General features: G+C 36.1%; 12 protein-coding genes. 10 read left to right on the forward strand and 2 right to left on the reverse strand.

Annotated elements, in window-relative coordinates; translation table 11 throughout:
- Nucleotides 1–344: 344 nt before the first annotated feature.
- From ACFCT9_RS00245 to ACFCT9_RS00275, 7 genes are all read left to right on the forward strand, one after another.
- Nucleotides 345–2,801, forward strand: a complete 2,457-nt coding sequence (locus ACFCT9_RS00245; RefSeq protein ID WP_412519852.1) for a YSIRK-type signal peptide-containing protein — start codon at nucleotides 345–347, stop codon at nucleotides 2,799–2,801.
- Nucleotides 2,777–7,666 carry an LPXTG cell wall anchor domain-containing protein gene (locus ACFCT9_RS00250; RefSeq protein ID WP_412519854.1) on the forward strand — a complete coding sequence of 1,630 codons (4,890 nt, stop codon included), beginning with the start codon at nucleotides 2,777–2,779 and terminating at the stop codon, nucleotides 7,664–7,666. The genes ACFCT9_RS00245 and ACFCT9_RS00250 overlap by 25 nt, the downstream gene beginning before the upstream one ends.
- Nucleotides 7,667–7,935: 269 nt before the next feature.
- Nucleotides 7,936–8,322 (forward strand): S1 domain-containing post-transcriptional regulator Ygs, encoded by a 387-nt coding sequence (gene ygs / locus ACFCT9_RS00255; RefSeq protein ID WP_107584145.1) that lies wholly within the window; start codon nucleotides 7,936–7,938, stop codon nucleotides 8,320–8,322.
- Nucleotides 8,323–8,460: 138 nt separating this feature from the next.
- On the forward strand, nucleotides 8,461–9,588 hold the full coding sequence (locus ACFCT9_RS00260; protein ID WP_412519856.1) for an NADH-dependent flavin oxidoreductase: 1,128 nt from the start codon (nucleotides 8,461–8,463) through the stop codon (nucleotides 9,586–9,588).
- A 247-nt stretch (nucleotides 9,589–9,835) separates the two neighbouring features.
- On the forward strand, nucleotides 9,836–11,380 hold the full coding sequence (pruA, locus tag ACFCT9_RS00265; RefSeq protein ID WP_412519858.1) for an L-glutamate gamma-semialdehyde dehydrogenase: 1,545 nt from the start codon (nucleotides 9,836–9,838) through the stop codon (nucleotides 11,378–11,380).
- A 191-nt stretch (nucleotides 11,381–11,571) separates the two neighbouring features.
- Nucleotides 11,572–12,762: an ornithine--oxo-acid transaminase gene (locus ACFCT9_RS00270; RefSeq protein WP_412519860.1), complete on the forward strand. Its 1,191-nt coding sequence runs from the start codon at nucleotides 11,572–11,574 to the stop codon at nucleotides 12,760–12,762.
- A gap of 109 nt (nucleotides 12,763–12,871) precedes the next feature.
- The gene (locus tag ACFCT9_RS00275) at nucleotides 12,872–14,116 is read left to right on the forward strand and encodes a Glu/Leu/Phe/Val family dehydrogenase (RefSeq protein WP_412519862.1); all 1,245 of its coding nucleotides are present in this window, start codon (nucleotides 12,872–12,874) and stop codon (nucleotides 14,114–14,116) included.
- A 164-nt stretch (nucleotides 14,117–14,280) separates the two neighbouring features.
- On the opposite strand, the gene argH is transcribed toward ACFCT9_RS00275, so the two are convergent.
- Together argH and ACFCT9_RS00285 are read right to left on the reverse strand one after the other, a co-directional pair.
- Entirely contained in the window at nucleotides 14,281–15,654 is a 1,374-nt protein-coding gene (gene argH, locus ACFCT9_RS00280) for an argininosuccinate lyase (RefSeq protein WP_412519864.1), read from the reverse strand.
- Nucleotides 15,647–16,849: an argininosuccinate synthase gene (locus tag ACFCT9_RS00285; protein WP_412519866.1), complete on the reverse strand. Its 1,203-nt coding sequence runs from the start codon at nucleotides 16,847–16,849 to the stop codon at nucleotides 15,647–15,649. The genes argH and ACFCT9_RS00285 overlap by 8 nt, the downstream gene beginning before the upstream one ends.
- A gap of 332 nt (nucleotides 16,850–17,181) precedes the next feature.
- Here ACFCT9_RS00285 and ACFCT9_RS00290 point away from each other — a divergent pair, with 332 nt between their 5' ends.
- The 3 genes from ACFCT9_RS00290 to lepB (ACFCT9_RS00300) all read left to right on the forward strand — a co-directional run bounded on the left by ACFCT9_RS00290 (nucleotide 17,182) and on the right by lepB (ACFCT9_RS00300) (nucleotide 19,773).
- Entirely contained in the window at nucleotides 17,182–18,513 is a 1,332-nt protein-coding gene (locus tag ACFCT9_RS00290) for a glucose-6-phosphate isomerase (RefSeq protein WP_412519868.1), read from the forward strand.
- 152 nt (nucleotides 18,514–18,665) lie between these two features.
- Nucleotides 18,666–19,190 (forward strand): signal peptidase I, encoded by a 525-nt coding sequence (lepB, locus tag ACFCT9_RS00295; RefSeq protein ID WP_412519870.1) that lies wholly within the window; start codon nucleotides 18,666–18,668, stop codon nucleotides 19,188–19,190.
- Nucleotides 19,191–19,206: 16 nt separating this feature from the next.
- A complete protein-coding gene (gene lepB, locus ACFCT9_RS00300; RefSeq protein ID WP_412519871.1) occupies nucleotides 19,207–19,773 on the forward strand; it encodes a signal peptidase I in 567 nt (188 codons plus the stop codon).
- The last annotated feature ends 129 nt before the right edge of the window (nucleotides 19,774–19,902 follow it).

The following is a 19,902-nucleotide window of genomic DNA, read 5'->3' on the forward strand; positions in this document are numbered from 1 at the left end:
ATAATATTTTTTAATCAGTATAGTGAAAAGAATTATCGTTTTTTAAGCTAGGTTCTTGTTAAGTTAGTATTACAGTTTTGTGAAGTCAAAATTAAAATTTTAGCTTTTGTTGACAAGTGTGAACTACAAATACGACTAAATTAGTCAATTTTAAAAATATAGATGCGTATAATAGCTATAATATCAACAAATTACGTGTGAACTGCATGGAAATATAAAATATAAAAAAAATGAATACACTCCAATAATGGTATTAAAATATAAATTTTAAATCATATACAATTGCGCAAAGCAATACTATAATGAAAGTGTAGTGAGAATATACAAGTATCGGAGGACATCATATGAAAAAATTGGACTTTTTGCCTAACTTAAGAAATAGATATTCTATTAGAAGATTTACTGTTGGTACTGCATCGATTCTAATAGGTTCTCTATTATTCTTAGGTCACAATGGCGAAGCCAAAGCAGCAGAGAATTTAAACGATAATAATACAGTTGTCGAGGCTTCTAATGAAAGTAGTACGTCACAACAAGCATCCGTGGAAAATAATAAAACGTTACAAGAAAAACCAGTCGAAGCTACTCAACAAAAGACTGATAATACAGCACAAACGAAAAACACAGTAGAAGAAGCAAAACAAACAGAACCAGAAACAGCGGTTCATGCAGTAGTTGAAAAAGCTATAACAACTGAGCAGTCAACTGTTCAAAAAGAAGAACCAGTACAAGTTCAAAAAACTGAAAATTCAAAAGAGTCTACTGAACTAACAGTAGAAAAAACTCCAGCAGCAACTTCAACTGAAGCGGAACCAGTGAAAGAAGAAGTAAGTGCTGAAAAAGCGCAACCAACTGTCACTGAAAATAAAGCAACAACTGAAGGAACTGCACCATCTACTGAACCAACAGTAGAAAAACCTGTTCCCGTAACAGAAACACCAGCTTTAACTCCAGAACAAAAAGTTGAAAAGGTAAAACAAGACTTAAGTAGTGAATATGACAGTGCAAAAGTTGATGAAGTGTTAGCAGTTATTGATACAGCCAATTTAACACCAGAACAACTTAAATCTGAAGTATTAAGAATTTTACTTGAACAAGCTTCAGCACAAAAAGATTTATTTAGCCCTCAAGCGACTTTGCCAAGAACTAGTGAAGAAGCATCAAGTTATTCAACAAGAGCAGTTCCTACTTCGCGTGATAAAAGAAAATTAGATAGTGCAATTGCTTCAGCAGAAGCTTTAGGGCAATTAAATTCAGATATACCAGATGATAAACAAATACAAGAAAAATTAGCTGCTGCTAAAGTTATTAAAGCAGATACAGCTGCTACTCAAGAACAAGTGCAAACTGCAACTACTGAACTAAATGCAGCAGTTACTCAAAAACAATATAATGTAACATTGCAACGATTGAAAGATGCCTTAGCAGAAGCTAAAAAAATAGATACAACTTTATATACTCCATTATCAGCAAATGCATTCGAAACTGCTATTAATGAGGGAGAACTAAGAGTAGCAGATCCAAAATCAACTCCTACATCATTAGAAAAAAGAATAACTGCTCTAGAAACAGCGAAATCATCACTTATTTTGATACCAAATAAAACAGAATTAAAAAAAGCAATTGATAAAGCTCATTCGTTAGGCGCTTTAAATTATGCAGATGATGAAGATAACGGAGTTGGCGTTCAGCTTGATCTTGCTAGTCAAGTATATAGTTATAGCGAATCTTCTCAAACTGAAGTTGATGAGAAAACAGCTAGTTTAATGAAAGCAATTAATATAAAACTTTATCAAGATGCATTAGAACGTTTAAATGCGGCAATTAAAGATGCAAAAACTATTAATCAAGCTGAATATACACCAGCAACAGCAGTTCCATTTGATAATGCAATTAAAGCAGGTGATACTCAAGCAGCAGATACTAGTTCATCACCAGAACAATTAGATGCCGCAACAAAATCTATACAAGAGACTAAAGCTCAATTACAACGTTTAGCAGATAAAACAGAGTTAAACCAAGCAATTCAGAACGCTGAAGGAATTGGTAAATTAGACATTACAGACACTGAAGATAAAGCGTTACATGATAAATTAGAAACAGCAAAAATAGTTGTAGCAGATAACAATGCTACACAAGATCAGGTTAAAACTGCTACTAATGAATTGAATGACGCAGTCAAACAAAAACTCTATCAAGATGCATTAGATGAATTAAATGTAACTATTCAAGGTGCTGAAAAAGTAGTGAAAGATACTTATACACCTAATTCTGTAGTCTTGTTCGATGTAGCATTAGCTGCTGGTAAAATGCAAGCAGCAGACACAAGTGCATTACCGGATACTTTAAAAACAGCAACAAAAGCAATTAAAGATGCTAAAAATGCATTAGTACAAAGAGCAGACAAAACTGGTTTGAATCAATCAATAACAACAGCAGAGGGAATTCATCCATTAGAAGCTGGAAATCCTGAGGATGATGCACTAAAAGCAGCTTTAAATAATGCGAAAACAGTTCAAGGAGACTTAAATACAGATCAACCAACTGTTGATAATACGAAAATTGAATTGGACAATGCAATTAAAGCAAAACAAGATAAAGCTGCACAAGCAAGACAAATAGCGTTAGATGAATTAAGAACTGAACTTACAAAAGCTGGCGGTATTAATAAAGATGGTTACACTACAAGCAGTACAACACGTTTAACTTCAACTATTTCAGCTGGTAATAACCTGGCTCTAAAACAACTGCTGAAATTAAAGCAGCAACACAAGCATTGCGTGATGCACAAGTTGCATTAGTCAAACAACCAGATAAAACTGCGCTTATAACTGCAATTAATACAGCTAATGGTTATAATAATCTAAATCCAAATAACCCTGTGGATAAAGCATTACAAGATAAATTAGCAGCTGCAACAGCGGTTAATACGAATGGTGATGCAACACCTGAACAAGTAAAAACAGCTTCAGATGATTTGAATAATGCTCTTGTCGCTAAAAAAGCACAAGATGATCAACTTGCTAAAGATGCAACCGCAAAACAAGCAGCACTTGATTCTTTAAACACTGAATTGAATAAAGTTAAAGCTTTAGATAAAGCATCATATACACCAAATACAGTGACACCGTTGACTGAAAAACAAGCAGCAGCACAAGCAATTGCAGATGCACCAAATGCTAAAACTACAGAAGAAATCAACGCGGCAATAAAAGCATTGCAAGATGCACAAGCAGCTTTAGTTCCAAAAGCTAATAAAACAGATTTACAAACAGCGCTTAATACAGCTAATTCTATAGGTAATCTTGATGTTACTGATAAAGAAGATAAAGCATTACAAGATGCTATTAATGCTGCACAAACAGTTAACCAAGATGACAATGCAACACCACAACAAGTGGCAGATGCAACTAAAGCAATCAATGATGCTGTAGCTACAAAAGCTCATCAAGATGCTTTAGATAAATTAAATAAAGCACTCCAAGATGTTGCTAAAATAAACAAAGCAGATTACACTGCTGATTCCGTTAAACCATTTGATACAGCAGTAGAAGCTGGTAAAACAGTAGCTGGAAACAACACATCAACAGTTGAAGCCTTGGATAATGCGACTAAAGCTGTGAAAGATGCTGCTGCACAACTCGTACCAGATAAATCAAATTTAGATACAGTACTTAATGAAGCAAAAGCTTTAGAACCTTTAACTGATTCAACGACAGATCAATTATTGAAAAATGCTTTAAATGCAGCTGAAACTGTTAAGAATAATCCAAGTGCGACACCTGAAGAAATCAAAACAGCAACTTGGAATCTTGAAGATGAAATTAATAACAAAAAAGCAGCAGACGCTATTGATTCTTTAAAATCAGCTGTAACAAAAGCTAATGGACTTAATGAAGCAACATATACACCAAATACGTTCGAACCATTAAAAGCAGCAATTACTGCAGGTCAAAACATCATCAATAATCCTGCATCTGCTGATACACCAGCAACACTTGCGAAAGCAAAAGAAATTGAACAATTAATTGGTGCATTAAAAGAAAGAGCAGATAAAACTGAACTTGGTAATGTTTTAGACAAAGCAATCGCTTATGGAGATTTAAATCCAAATGACGCTGAAGATAAAGCGTTACAAGATGCAGTGACTGCAGGTCAAAAAGTAGATGGTAACGGTAATGCAACACCTGAAGAAGTGACGAATGCTGTTAAAACAATTAATGATGCGATTGCTGCCAAAGTACGCCAAGATGCTCTAGATGAATTGAATAAAGCTATCGATGACGCAAAAGCGGTTAATAAAGATGACTATAAACCAAATACAGTAACTCCATTTGAAACAGCGGTAACAGCTGGAGAAACTGCTAAAAATGACGCAACTAAAACAGTTGAAGAATTAAAAGCAGCTACAAAAGCCATCACTGATGCTAAAAATGCATTAGATAAAAAAGCGAATAAAGCAGAGTTGAACACATCTGTAACAACTGCTGAAAATTTAGGAACACTTGATACAAAAGATACTGAAGATAAAGCAGTACAAACGGCTTTAGACAAAGCGAAAACAGTTCAAGCAGATCAAAATGCATCACAAGAAGCAGTGAATACAGCCAAAACAGAATTGGATAATGCTGTAAATGCTAAGAAAGCTCAAGATGAACTTGACGCAATTAAAAAAGCAGCACTTGATGAATTGAAAGCAGAACTTTCAAAAGTAGGTAAAATTGATTATAAATCATACACGCCAGACAGTGTGAAACCTTTAGCTGACAAAGAAGTTTTAGGTAATGCAATTGTTACAATTCCTGAACTTAAAACAACTGAAGAAATTAAAGCTGTAACACAAGCATTGAAAAACTTGCAAAATACTTTAGTTCAAAGAGCGAATAAATCAGAGCTTGTAAAAGCACTTGAAAAAGCGAAAACTTTAGGCGAGCTTGTAGCAACAGATAAAGAAGACAAAGCTGTTCAAGACGCTGTAGAAGCTGGTAATACAGTAAATAATGATGGAAACGCAACAACTGAACAAGTGGCTAATGCAACAAAAGCAATTAACGATGCGATTGCAGTGAAAGAACGTCAAGATGCTTTAGATGAATTACAAAAAGCAATTAACGATGCAAACACTGTGAATAAAGCTGACTACAAACCAAATACAGTAACACCATTCGAAACAGCAGTAACAGCTGGAGAAACTGCTAAAAATGACGCAACTAGAACAGTTGAAGAATTAAAAGCAGCAACTAAAGCCATCACTGATGCTAAAAATGCATTAGATAAAAAAGCTGACAAATCAGGACTTAACACATCTGTAACAACAGCTGAAAAATTAGGAACACTTGATACGAACGATGCTGAAGATAAAGCAGTCAAAGATGCATTAGATAAAGCAAAAACAGTACAAGCAGATCAAAATGTATCACAAGAAGCAGTGAATACAGCCAAAACAGAATTAGATAATGCGTTGAATGCTAAAAAAGCACAAGATACTAAAGAAGCTACTGAAAAACAAAATGCCTTAAATGCATTGAAAGCAGAACTTGAAAAAGCAAAAACTGTGGATAAAACACTTTATACTACAAACAGCGTAAAAGTTTTAACGGATTCTGCAACTGCAGGCAAAACTGTAGTTAACAACGCGACAAGCAAAACAACTCAAGAAATTGAACAAGCAACAAAAGCATTGAAAGATGCACAAGCAAACTTAGTTACAAAAGCAGATAAATCAGAACTTGTGAAAGCACTTGAAAAAGCAAAAACTTTAGGTGATTTAGTTTCAACTGATAAAGAAGATAAAGCAGTTCAAGAAGCAGTGACTACAGGCCAAACTGTTAACGAAGATCACAATGCAACAGTTGAACAAGTGGCTAATGCAACAAAAGCAATCAATGAAGCAATCACTGCCAAAGAACGTCAAGATGCTTTAGATGTATTAACAAAAGCTATTAAAGAGGCAAACTCAATAGTTAAAGAAGACTATAAACCTAAAACAGTGACACCGTTAGAAGACGCTGTTAAATCTGGTGAAACAGTTCGCGCAGATGCTACTAAGACTGTTGAAGAATTGAAAGCAGCTGCAAAAACAATTACAGATGCTCAAAATAAACTTGAAGTGAAAGCTAACAAAGAAACGTTGAATAAAGTTGTTAAAACTACAGACACTTTAGTGCTTAACCCAGCGGATAAAGAAGATAAATCAGTTCAAAATGCATTGAATGCAGCTAAAAATGTTCAAGCAGATCAAAATGCATCACAAGAAGCAGTAAACAAAGCAAAAACAGATCTTGAAAATGCAGTACAAGCTAAATTAACTCAAGATAAAATTGATCAAGTGAATGCTGAATTTGAGGTATTGAAACAAGAACTTAAAAAAGTAAGTTCAATTGATAAATATGCATATACTCCAAATAGTGTAGAACCATTAACTAAAGCTGAATCAGCGGGTCAAACTATTGTAAATAATGCTACTGGTAAAACAGTTGAAGAAATCAATAAAGCAACACAAATCTTGAGAGAAGCTCAAAAACACTTAGTAGAAAAAGCTGATAAAGTTGAACTGGACAAAGTCATTGATACAGCAGAAAACACTGAATTGAACGTGACTGATAAAGAAGATAAAGCAGTGAAAGAAGCTTTAGACAAAGCTATCACAGTGCAAGAAAATTACAATGCAACGCAACAAGAAGTAAATAAAGCAACTTCTGATTTAGCTAAAGCACTTCAAACTAAATCAACTCAAGATAAAGCGGATCAAGAAAAAGTACAAGCCTTCAATAAAGCACTTGAAGCATTGAAAACACAACTTGCAAATTCAAGAACAGTGGTTAAAAATCACTTCACACCAAATAGTGTTACTCCATTTGAAGAAGCACAAGCGGTAGCACAAGGTATCGTGAACAACCCTGAATCAGCAACAAAAGCACAAGTTGAAAACGCAACAGAAATCTTAAAATCAACACAATCTAAGTTAGTCACAAAAGCAGATAAATCAGAACTTGAAAAAGTAATCAAAACTGCTGAAGGATTAAAATTGAATGTGACTGATAAAGAAGATAAAGCGGTGAAAGATGTTTTAGCTAAAGCTGTGAATGTTCATGAAAATCAAAACGTAACGCAAGAAGAAGTGAATAAAGCAACTTCTGATAAAACTAAAGCACTTCAAACTAAAACAACTCAAGATAAAGCAGATAAAATTGCAAAATCAGACGCTTTAGCTAAACTTGAAAAAGCATTAGACAAAGCCAAAGCAATTGATAAATCTAAATACACTAAAGCATCTGTTGAAAAATTAGACAAAGCTGTTGTAGATGGAAGAGGCACTGTTGAAAAAGCAGATAATGTTTCTACTCAAGATATTAAAGCTACAACTAAAGCTGTTGAATCTGCGGTGAACGGATTAGAAAAAGTTAAAGTATCAGTAACAGGAAAAATAACTGAATCTAAATCACAAATAGTTCAAACTAATGCGAAATCTGGTGCTAAAACACAAGGTAAACAAACATCTAAAGCAACTAAAGCAGGCAAAACTAATGCGAAAGTATTACCAAATACAGGTCAAGATGTATCATCAATTGATCCGCAATATGCATCATTGATGTTTGCGATTGGCGGTTTAATGATGTTCTTCAGAAAACGTAAAAATGAAGAGAAAGATCATACTGAAAAATAATAATCTATACGCTCGTTAGATTGTTGAGATGATTATTGCACCTCTACTATTGAGTAATGTCAATGGTAGGGGTGTTTTGTGCGTGAACGCGTAATTTTTGGAAACAATTGGCTAGCTTAAAAAGTGTGATTTATCGCTATTTTAAGAGGTGAAACATGTGATACAAATCAAAAAATTCGAAAATATCATGTCGTTACGGTTAGTGAGCCTCTTTAATTTATGCTATGATGTTATTGTTAGAAATAATACGAAATTAAGGGGTTATTAAGTTGAATAATCACTATAAATCAGGACAACACGTAAAAGTTAAAGTGACTGGTATTCAACCTTATGGCGCATTTGTAGAAACCCCTGACAACACTGAAGGGCTCATTCATATCTCAGAAATCATGAATGATTATGTCCATAATTTAAATCGGTTCTTATCTGAAGGGCAAATTGTCAAAGCCAAGATATTGTCTATAGATGAAGAAGGTAAACTCAATTTGTCATTGAAAGATAATGACTACTTTAAAAATTATGAACGTAAAAAAGAGAAAAAATCTGTTTTGGATGAGATCAAAGAAAATGAAAAATACGGGTTTCAAACATTAGAAGAACGTTTACCGGTTTGGATTGCGCAGTCTAAGAAAATGATTAGAGAGAATAAACTTTAATCTGATATAAAGGTCAACCTACGACATGGAAAGCATGTGGCAGGTTGGCTTTTAATTTTGTATGAGCGGATTCTTTTTTAAATCAATCGATGGTGCTTTAAAATGAATGCACAAAGATAAATGAGGAGGCACGTTCAGATGGACAAGAAATATGAACCATTGTTTGAACCATATACCTTGCCAAATGGTGTAGAAATCAGAAATCGTTTTGTGCTCGCACCTCTGACACATATTTCTTCAAACGAAGATGGTACGATCTCAGAGGATGAATTGAAACATATGGAAATACGCTCTAAAGATGTTGGAATAAGTATCAGTGCAGCAAGTAATGTGACTGATATTGGTAAAGGGTTCCCAGGTCAGCCTTCAGTGGCACATGACTCAGATATAGAAGGATTAAAACAACTTGCGGATGTGATGAAGAAAAATGGCGCCAAAGCACTCGTACAAATTCACCATGCCGGCGCACAATCTTTACCGAACTTAACTCCTAATGGAGATGTAGTTGCGCCAAGTCCTATTTCCTTGAAGAGTTTCGGTCAACAAGAAGAACATGATGCGCGTGAAATCACACCTGAAGAAATAGAATACACAATTAAAGCATACGGTGAAGCGACACGTCGTGTGATTGAAGCAGGTTTCGATGGTGTAGAAATTCATGGTGCCAATCATTATTTAATCCATCAATTCGTTTCACGTCACTATAATCGCAGAGAAGACGCGTGGGGGGACCCTTATAAATATCCGCTTGCGGTGGTCGATGAAGTCGTGAAGACTGTCCGTCAATATGGAGATAAAGACTTTATTATCGGTTATCGTTTCTCTCCAGAAGATCCAGAAGCAGACGGTATCAAAATGGAACAAACGAAAACCTTGCTGGGTTATTTATCAGAAAAGCCGCTTGATTATCTGCATGCTTCGTTGATGGATATTCATTCTAAGACAAGAGAAGGGACATATGAAGGTCAAACACGTATTCAACTCATACGCGAATGGATTGACGACAAAATTCCATTAGTAGGTATCGGTTCTATCTTTAATGCAGATGAAGCACTAGATGCATTAAACACTGGTGTGGAATTCATCGCGTTAGGTCGTGAAATCTTATTAGATGCCAACTTTGTTGAAAAGATTAGAGAAGGTCGTACAAAAGACATTATTTCTTACTTTGACAACACTCGTGAAGATCAACATCATTTACCACCCAACTTGTGGAAGCAATTTGATAAAGGATTCTATCCACTGCCTAAAAAAGGTGAACATTAATTTGTAAATGCTATGAAATAAAATTAAATGTTAAGATAATGCTTTATTCAGACTGCACGTCATAGACGTGTGGTCTTTTTTATGATGCTTTACGCATCGTGCTATGACAGTGCGACACAATCACACTATTTTAAATTTTCGTAATTTTAAGCATTTTTCCTTTTACATCATTGTGGATTTATGTAATCATAAGAAATGTAAGGGCTTTCTTATACCATTTTTAATATTAAACAAAGGGGGATTAAAAATGATTCCGTACAAACATGAACCATTTACAGATTTCCAAAAAGCAGAGAACAGAGAGGCTTATGAAAAAGCACTCAAACAAGTCGAACAAGACTTAGGTAAAGAGTATCCGCTCATTATTAATGGTGAACGCATCTATACAGACGATAAAGTAAGATCATTCAACCCGTCTAATAGAGAAGAGACAATTGGTTATGTCTCTAAGGCGAATAAAGAATTAGCGGAAAAAGCATTAGAAGCTGCCAAAGAAGCATTTAAAACTTGGCGCACAGTTGCACCTGAAGTAAGGGCAGATATTTTATTCAGAGCTGCAGCAATTACTCGTCGTCGTAAGCATGAATTCTCAGCATTGCTTACTAAAGAAGGCGGTAAACCATGGAAAGAAGCAGATGCTGATACTGCAGAAGCGATTGACTTCATGGAATATTATGGACGTCAAATGTTAGAACTCAAAGACGGCAAACCTGTGAATTCTCGTCCTGGAGAATATAACCAATTCGATTATTTACCAATTGGGGTTTCTGTCGTTATCTCTCCATGGAACTTCGCATATGCGATTATGGCAGGTACAACGGTGGCACCTGTTGTAACAGGTAATACGGTGTTATTAAAACCATCATCAAACACACCGGTTATTTCATATAAATTTATGGAAGTGTTAGAAGAAGCAGGACTTCCTAAAGGGGTTGTTAACTGGATTCCTGGTGATTCTAGCGATATCGGTGACTTCTTAGTAGAAAACAAAGATGTCGGTTTAATTTCATTCACAGGCTCTAAAAATGTGGGTACAAGCATTATGCAAAAAGCGTCTAAAATCCAAGAAGGTCAAAATCACTTGAAACGTGTCATTGCAGAAATGGGCGGTAAAGATACGATTGTGGTAGATAGCGAAGCGGATTTAGATGTTGCGACAGATGCGATTGTTTACTCAGCATTCGGTTTCTCTGGACAAAAATGTTCAGCATGTTCACGTGTTATCGCAGTCGAAGATATTTACGATGACTTATTAGAACGTGTTCAAAAAGCAACTGAAGCTTTAACAGTCGGAGATGCTTCAGATTACAACAACTTTATGGGACCTGTTATTGATGAAAAAGCATTGAAGAAAATCAAAAACTACTTGAAAGTCGGCGAAGATGAAGGTCGTTTAGTGACTGGCGGCAAAGTAGACGATGAAGTCGGAAACTTTGTCTATCCAACAGTATTTGCGGACTTAGCTTATGACAGCCGTGTTATGCAAGAAGAGATTTTCGGACCTGTCGTTGGTTTCAGTAAAGCAAAAGATTTCGATCAAGCGATCGAATATGCGAATGCGACTGAATACGGCTTAACAGGTGCTGTTATCTCTAATAACCGCTTCAAACTCGAACAAGCACGCCGCGACTTCATGGTCGGCAACCTTTACTTCAACCGTGGTTGTACAGGTGCAGTCGTAGGTTATCAACCATTCGGCGGTTTCAAAATGTCAGGTACAGACTCTAAAGCAGGCGGCCCAGACTACTTAGTCCTTCACTTACAAGGTCGTACAGTATCTGAGCACCTATAATTTATAAACGCATAACCAAATCGAAACTAGATTGAAGTTAATAGCACAAATCACATTATAGCTCTATTCGCAGGGTGCGATATCTATAATGTGATTTTTTTCAAGATTATTTTAATGTATTGAAATAATACGATGGAGTGACATGCTATAAGAAAATAAAAGAAAAAAACAATTTAGAGGAGGAATCATTTATGACAAGAACAGAAGATATTATCAAAAAAACAGAACACTATGGGGCGCGCAACTATACACCACTTCCAATTGTCATTTCTGAAGCAGACGGTATTTGGGTAACAGACCCTGAAGGAAATAAATATATGGATATGTTAGCTGCGTATTCAGCAGTCAACCAAGGTCACCGTCATCCTAAAATTATTCAAGCTCTAAAAGATCAAGCAGATAAAGTGACACTCGTTTCTCGTGCATTCAATAGTGATAATTTAGGGGACTGGTATGAAAAAGTCAGTGCGTTAACAGGAAAAGAAAAAATCTTACCTATGAACACAGGGGCTGAGGCAGTTGAAACAGCAGTGAAAGCTGCACGTCGCTGGTCTTATGAAGTAAAAGGTATTGACCCAGACAAAGCGGAAATCATTGCGTTTAACGGCAACTTCCATGGACGTACAATGGCACCTGTATCATTATCTTCAGAAGCGGAATATCAACGAGGCTATGGTCCTTTATTAGAAGGGTTCAAAAAAGTAGACTTCGGTGATGTTGATGCATTAAAAGCAGCGATTAATGAAAATACAGCTGCGATTTTAGTAGAACCGATTCAAGGTGAAGCGGGGATTAACGTGCCGCCTGAAGGCTATATGAAAGCGATTCGTGAACTTGCTGACGAACATAATGTGTTATTTATCGCAGATGAGATTCAATCTGGTTTAGGTCGTTCAGGTAAAATGTTCGCAACGGACTGGGATGATGTGAAACCAGATGTGTATATTTTAGGTAAAGCACTTGGTGGCGGCGTATTGCCAATTTCAGCAGTTGCAGCTGACCATGAAGTCTTAGACGTCTTTACACCAGGTTCACACGGTTCTACATTCGGTGGTAATCCATTAGCAGCAGCAGTATCTATTGCAGCATTAGATGTCTTAGTCGATGAAAAATTGGCGGAACGCTCAAGAGAACTCGGTGATTATTTCCAAGAAGAATTAAGAAAGATTGATCATCCATCAATTAAAGAAGTACGTGGACGCGGTTTATTCATCGGTTTAGAATTAAATGAAAATGCAAGACCGTACGCAGAAGCGTTAAAAGAAGAAGGATTATTATGTAAAGAAACACATGATACAGTGATCCGTTTTGCGCCGCCATTAGTCATTACTAAAGAAGAAATTGATGACGCATTAGGCAGAATTAAGAAGGTTTTCAGCTAAGTTCAAAAAGTTGTAACAAAAGGAATGAAAACCCTTTAAAAAGGTAGCGCTTATGTTACAATACAAATGAAAGCGAAATCATTGTTAGGAAAAAGAGGCGAGAAGGATTATGACTGAGAACAATAATTTAGTGGCATCGACACAACAAATTATCAAAGAAGCTTTGCATAAACTAGGTTTTGATGACGGTATGTATGATTTAGTGAAAGAACCTTTAAGATTTTTAGAAGTACGTATTCCAGTAAGAATGGATGACGGCACTGTTAAAACTTTCACTGGTTACCGTGCACAACATAATGATGCAGTTGGACCTACTAAAGGTGGCGTTCGTTTCCATCCGAACGTTAACGTAGATGAAGTAAAAGCATTATCAATGTGGATGACTATGAAGTGCGGTATTGTTGACTTGCCATACGGCGGTGGTAAAGGCGGTATCATCTGTGACCCACGTGAAATGAGTATTCATGAAGTAGAACGTTTATCTCGTGGTTATGTACGTGCAATTTCACAAATTGTTGGACCTTCTAAAGATATTCCAGCACCAGACGTAATGACAAACTCACAAATCATGGCTTGGATGATGGATGAGTACAGTGCATTAGATAAATTCAACTCACCTGGATTTATCACTGGTAAACCGATTGTACTTGGCGGTTCTGAAGGACGCGACCGTTCAACAGCATTAGGGGTAGTTATTGCGATTGAACAAGCGGCTAAACTTAAAAACCTTGATTTAAACGGGGCAAAAATTGTAATTCAAGGTTTTGGTAACGCAGGTAGTTTCTTAGCTAAATTCTTATTTGATAAAGGTGCTAAGATTGTCGGTATCTCAGATGCATACGGTGCATTATCTGATCCAGAAGGTTTAGATATCGATTATCTATTAGACCGTAGAGACAGTTTCGGTACTGTAACAAACTTATTTGAAGAAACAATTTCTAACAAAGAATTATTTGAATTAGATTGCGACATCTTAATTCCAGCTGCAATTGAAAACCAAATTACAAAAGATAACGCACCAAACATCAAAGCGGATATCTTAGTAGAAGCAGCCAATGGACCAACGACATTAGAAGCAACACGTATCTTACACGAACGCGGTGTCTTATTAGTACCAGACGTACTTGCTAGTGCCGGCGGTGTAACGGTATCTTACTTCGAATGGGTTCAAAATAACCAAGGTTACTATTGGACAGAAGATGAAGTTAACGAAAAAATGCGTGACAAATTAATCACAGCATTCAATGATATTTATGAATTAGCGCAAAATCGTAAAATCGATATGCGTTTAGCAGCTTACATTATCGGTATTAAACGTACTGCAGAAGCAGCGCGTTACCGTGGATGGGCTTAAGCTTATCATTCATATTGTAAAGAAGACCTTATCAGTCAAAACTGGTAGGGTCTTTTTGTATGTGGAAAGAATGAGTGAGTACGGTAATACGTATAAGTAAAAAGGGGTTTTTTACAAAATAGAGAAAAGCCATAATCTGAGCAATTCAGATTATGGCTTACTGATTATAATAACGCTTTTGCGACTTCTATTTGATGACGTACAGAATCTTGTCCTGTTGAGCCATAACTTTTTCTGCGTTTCAGGCAATTTTCAGGTTTAAGATAACTGTAAATGGTTTTATCGATCGTTGATGAGAATTCTTGATATTTTTCAAGCGGTACATCAAGTAAATAACAATCGTGCTGGATACACCAGTAAACGATTTGACCAACGATGGCATGTGCTTCTCTGAATGGAATATCTTTTTCCACTAAATAATCTGCAAGCTCTGTAGCGTTTGAGAAGTCTTTGTGCACGGTTTCATTGAGACGGTCTGTATTGACAGTCAATGTAGCCAGCATGCCTTCAAAGATACGTAACGAACCTGTGACGGTATGCACGGCATCAAATAAACCTTCTTTATCTTCTTGCATGTCTTTATTGTAGGCTAATGGCAAGCCTTTTAAAGTCATCAACATGCTGACTAAGTGGCCTGTTGTACGGCCTGTTTTACCACGAATCAATTCTGCCATATCTGGGTTCTTTTTCTGTGGCATAATCGATGAACCAGTTGAAAAGGCATCTGATAAAGTGATGAATTTTGCCTCATCTGTAGACCAGAAAATAATCTCTTCAGAGAATCGTGATAAATGAATCATTACTAGCGAAATGGCATTTAATGTTTCAACGATATAATCACGATCACTCACAGCATCTAAACTGTTTTCATAGAGCGATGCAAAATCAAGTAATTCTTGTGTTTTCTTACGATCAATCGGGTGGGTTGTACCACTGAGTGCAGCAGCACCTAATGGATTGATATCGATACGTTTTAATGCATCATTGAAACGTGCTTTATCACGTTCAAGCATCCAGAAATAAGTCATGACGTGATGCGCAAATGATATAGGTTGTGCGCGTTGCAGATGTGTATAACCTGGCATAATAGTATCTACATGTTTATCAGCAAGTGAGACAATAGTCTCTTGTAAGGAATGAATTAAAGCAATAATTTCTTTGACTGCTTTCTTTGTATAGAGATGCATGTCTGTTGCGACTTGGTCATTACGGCTGCGGCCTGTATGGAGTTTACCGCCGACTGGGCCGATACGTTCAATCAATTCATGTTCAATATTTAAATGAATATCTTCTAATGCTTCTGTGAATTCAACGTTACCTTCATGGTAGTCTTGTTGGATATCCTGGAGTCCCTTAATAATGGTGTCGCTTTCTTCAGAAGTAAGGATGCCTTGTTGTGCAAGCATCGTCGCATGTGCAATACTTCCTTGAATATCTTCATCTATTAATAGGTGGTCGAAATGGATAGAAGCATTAAATGCATCTACCCATGCTTCAGGTTCAGCTTGGAAGCGACCGCCCCAGGCTTTTTTACTCATGTGAATAACCTCCATGCAACATAGAATTAACTTCTGTCGGTAAACCGTAAATTTCAATGAATCCTACAGCTGCTTCTTGGTTGAAGGCATCTTCTTTTGTATAAGTTGCAAGTTCTTTATTGTATAGAGAATATGGTGATTTTCTACCATTAACAACAGCATTGCCTTTAAATAATTTCACACGTACTTCACCTGTGACTAGTGATTGTGTTGAATCAATGAATGCTTTTAATGAATCAGTTAAAGGTGAGAACCATAAACCATTGTAAGTTTGTTCTGCAAATTGTTTTTCGATAACAGGTTTGAAGTGTGCAACATCTTTCGTAAGTGTAATCGTTTCTAAAGCTTTATGTGCTTTAAGGATTACTTCAGCGCCTGGTGTTTCGTAGACTTCACGTGATTTAATACCGACTAATCTGTTTTCAACATGGTCAATTCGTCCGATACCATGTTTGCCTGCTAAGTCGTTTAAGTAAAGAATTAAATCATCTAATGGATATGCTTTTCCATCGATTTCTACTGGAATTCCTTTTTCAAACTTCAAAACGATTTCATCAGGTGTATCTGGTGTATCTTCGATTTCTCGAGTTAAATCAAATGCATCAGCAGGTGGTGCTGCATAAGGATCTTCTAAAATACCGCATTCATTGGCACGGCCCCATAAGTTTTGGTCAATAGAGTAAGGAGAGTCATGGTTGATAGGTACTGGAATATTATTTTTGATAGCATAATCAATTTCTTCCTCACGACTCCAACCCCATGAACGTACCGGTGCAAATACTTTCAATTTAGGGTTCAACGCTTTGATGGCTACTTCAAAACGTACTTGGTCGTTACCTTTACCAGTACAGCCATGTGCAATTCCTACAGCCTCTGTTTTTTCAGCAATTTCAACTAGTTTTTTAGAAATTAAAGGACGAGATAATGCGGAAACAACTGGGTAAGTATTTTCATACATTAAATTACCTTTAATTGCATAAGCAACATAGTCTTCACTGAACTCTTTAGTCGCATCAATGATATAGCATTCAACTGCGCCCATATCTAATGCTTTTTGATAAACTTGATCTAAATCTTTTCCTTCGCCGACATCTAAACAACAAGCAACTACATCGTAGCCTTTATCGATCAGCCACTTAACTGCCACACTTGTATCTAATCCGCCTGAATAGGCTAATACGATTTTATCCTTCATAATCTTTACACCTCGTTAGAATAGTTTGAATTTTTTAACATGTTATTATCATAGCAGATTGAAGATGAGAAATAAACCATTATTTTACATAAATATACAAAAATATGAAATCTCACTCATTTATACCCCGTCACAGCAAGGCTTGTTCCAAATATATGCAAAATTCATAGAAACGATAGGCTGTTCAACGCTTTATTTCCCAGGAAATCATAAAAAATGGCGATTTTTTCACAATTAAGGTGAGTCTTTCAATTTCATAGACAGTTTTATTGATTGTATTATCAGAAATTTAGTAAAATATGAGTGAAATTAATAAGCAGGAGGCAGTTCAAATGACACATATTGAGCTAGACTATAGTAAAGCTTTAAAATTCGTTGGCGAACACGAATTATCACAACAACAAGAAATCGTAAAAACAATTCACCGCGTTATTCATGAAGGCACAGGCGCAGGCAACGACTTTTTAGGATGGTTAGACTTACCAGTAGATTACGATAAAGAAGAATTTTCTCGTATCTTAGAAGCAGCTAAACGCATCAAAGAACATTCTGATGTATTAGTTGTCGTTGGTATCGGCGGTTCTTATTTAGGTGCGCGTGCTGCAATTGAAATGTTAAGTTCAGCATTCAGAACAAGTGATGAATACCCTGAAATCGTATTTGCAGGCAATCACTTATCATCATCGTACTTACATGATTTAATTGAATATCTTGACGGTAAAGATTATTCAGTCAACGTCATTTCTAAATCAGGTACTACAACTGAACCGGCTGTTGCTTTCAGACTCTTTAAACAGTTATTAGAAGATAAATATGGCAAAGAAGAAGCAAAATCACGTATCTTTGCGACAACAGATAAAGCTAAAGGTGCATTAAAACAATTAGCGACAAATGAAGGTTACGAAACATTCGTTGTACCTGATGATGTCGGCGGTCGTTATTCAGTATTAACAGCAGTAGGTTTATTACCAATCGCTGCTGCAGGTATTGATATTCAAGCAATGATGGACGGTGCAGCAAAAGCACGTGAAGAATTGAAATCAGATGACTTATCTGAAAACATTGCTTACCAATATGCGACATTACGTAATATCTTATACGCTAAAGGCTATACAACTGAAATGTTGATCAACTATGAACCATCATTACAATACTTCAATGAATGGTGGAAACAATTATATGGTGAATCTGAAGGTAAAGACTTCAAAGGTATCTATCCTTCAAGTGCCAACTACACAACTGATTTACATTCATTAGGCCAATACGTACAAGAAGGTCGTCGTTTCTTATTTGAAACAGTGGTTAAAGTTGAAAATCCTAAATTCGATATTACAATCGAAGAAGATGCGGATGATTTAGATGGCTTGAACTACCTTGCTGGTAAAACAATTGATGAAGTAAATACGAAAGCCTTTGAAGGTACATTACTTGCACATACTGATGGCGAAGTACCAAACTTAGTCGTTAAAGTACCAAGCATTGACCCAGAAACTTTCGGTTATTTAGTATACTTCTTCGAATTAGCTTGTGCGATGAGCGGTTACCAATTAGGCGTAAACCCATTCAACCAACCAGGTGTAGAAGCATATAAACAAAATATGTTCGCATTACTTGGTAAACCAGGTTATGAAGATAAAAAACAAGAATTAGAAGAACGTTTATAATTCTAAAGTAGATATATAGAGCTCTCATATTGCTGATAAGTAATATGAGAGCTCTTTTTTAGTTTCAAAGTACACCGATTCCTTATATAATAGGAGTAATTGTAGATGATAACTTATGAAGAAGAGTTGCATCGAAATGAAGGAGTAAAATCGTGAGGAAAATTGTAAAATATTTGCTTTCCTTGATAATTGCGATTATTATTGTAATGTTGATTCAAGCTTTTATCTTAATCGGTGCAGTGGTACATTCTAATCAGATGGCACCAGCATTGCATCAAAATGATCGTATTTTGGTCAGTAAAGTACAAACGACTTTCAACCAAATACATAATCGTGATATCATCATGTATCGTCATCAAGGACGTTTCTATTTTGGACGAGTCATTGGGACTCCCGGTGAATCTGTCGAAATAAAAGCAGGTCAATTGTATCGAGATGACCAACTTGTTCATGAAAGTTATCCGATACAACATCCTATTCAATCTTTAGCATTACGCAATATTAAACATTCAGAAGGAGATATCTTAGCGCCTAAACACTTTCTGGTATTGAATGATGATCGTTCAGATTTAAATGATTCAAGGAAATTTGGAATGATACATCAAAAAGACATTATCGGTACAGTGGTCTTAAGATATTATCCATGGCGAGATTTCAAAATTTCATTTAATGAATAATTGAGGTGTTTATACAGTGAAAAAAGAACTGAAAGAGTGGATTATCGCGATAGCCATAGCGTTAGTGTTAATCGCACTTATTTATAACTTTGTCGCAAAATCATATACCGTACGTGGGGACTCAATGTTTCCAACATTGAAAGACGGTGAAAAAGTAATCGTCAATGTCATCGGCTTTAAAATGGGCGGACTGGATAAAGGCAATGTGATTGTGTTCCATGCCGATAAAAACAGTGACTATGTAAAACGTGTCATCGGAACACCTGGGGACAGTGTAGAATACAAACATGATGTATTATATGTGAATGGTAAGAAAGTAAAAGAACCGTACTTAGATTACAATGAGAAACATAAAACGTATGATGAAATCACAGGTACGCTTCAAGTTAAAAACTTACCGAATTCAGATGGCACAAATAAAATCCCTAAAGGCAAATTACTCGTACTTGGGGATAATCGTGAAGTAAGTAAAGACAGCCGTTCATTCGGTTTAATTAAAGAAGAACAAGTTGTTGGTAAAGTCAGCTTGCGTTACTGGCCGTTTACCGCATTTAAAGTAAACTTCAATCCAGCTCAAAATTAATATAGCAATATAAAAAGAGTTGATCCTTTCATTTAAAGGTATCAACTCTTTTTGTATTTATAAGGGAAGAAGCACGAAACTATGAGAACATATGTGCTAAAATAAGTGACAAAGAGGTGAGAAAAGTGA

Origin of the sequence: Staphylococcus simulans, assembly GCF_047037175.1 — a bacterium.
GTDB lineage: Bacteria > Bacillota > Bacilli > Staphylococcales > Staphylococcaceae > Staphylococcus > Staphylococcus simulans_C.

Bases quoted from the DNA above. Each gene is read 5' to 3' on its own strand.
- pruA (WP_412519858.1), top strand. From the start codon at position 9,836: ATGATTCCGTACAAACATGAACCATTTACAGATTTCCAAAAAGCAGAG.
- ACFCT9_RS00245 (WP_412519852.1), top strand. From the start codon at position 345: ATGAAAAAATTGGACTTTTTGCCTAACTTAAGAAATAGATATTCTATT.
- ACFCT9_RS00290 (WP_412519868.1), top strand. From the start codon at position 17,182: ATGACACATATTGAGCTAGACTATAGTAAAGCTTTAAAATTCGTTGGC.
- ACFCT9_RS00270 (WP_412519860.1), top strand. From the start codon at position 11,572: ATGACAAGAACAGAAGATATTATCAAAAAAACAGAACACTATGGGGCG.
- ACFCT9_RS00260 (WP_412519856.1), top strand. From the start codon at position 8,461: ATGGACAAGAAATATGAACCATTGTTTGAACCATATACCTTGCCAAAT.
- argH (WP_412519864.1), bottom strand. From the start codon at position 15,654: ATGAGTAAAAAAGCCTGGGGCGGTCGCTTCCAAGCTGAACCTGAAGCA.
- ACFCT9_RS00275 (WP_412519862.1), top strand. From the start codon at position 12,872: ATGACTGAGAACAATAATTTAGTGGCATCGACACAACAAATTATCAAA.
- ACFCT9_RS00285 (WP_412519866.1), bottom strand. From the start codon at position 16,849: ATGAAGGATAAAATCGTATTAGCCTATTCAGGCGGATTAGATACAAGT.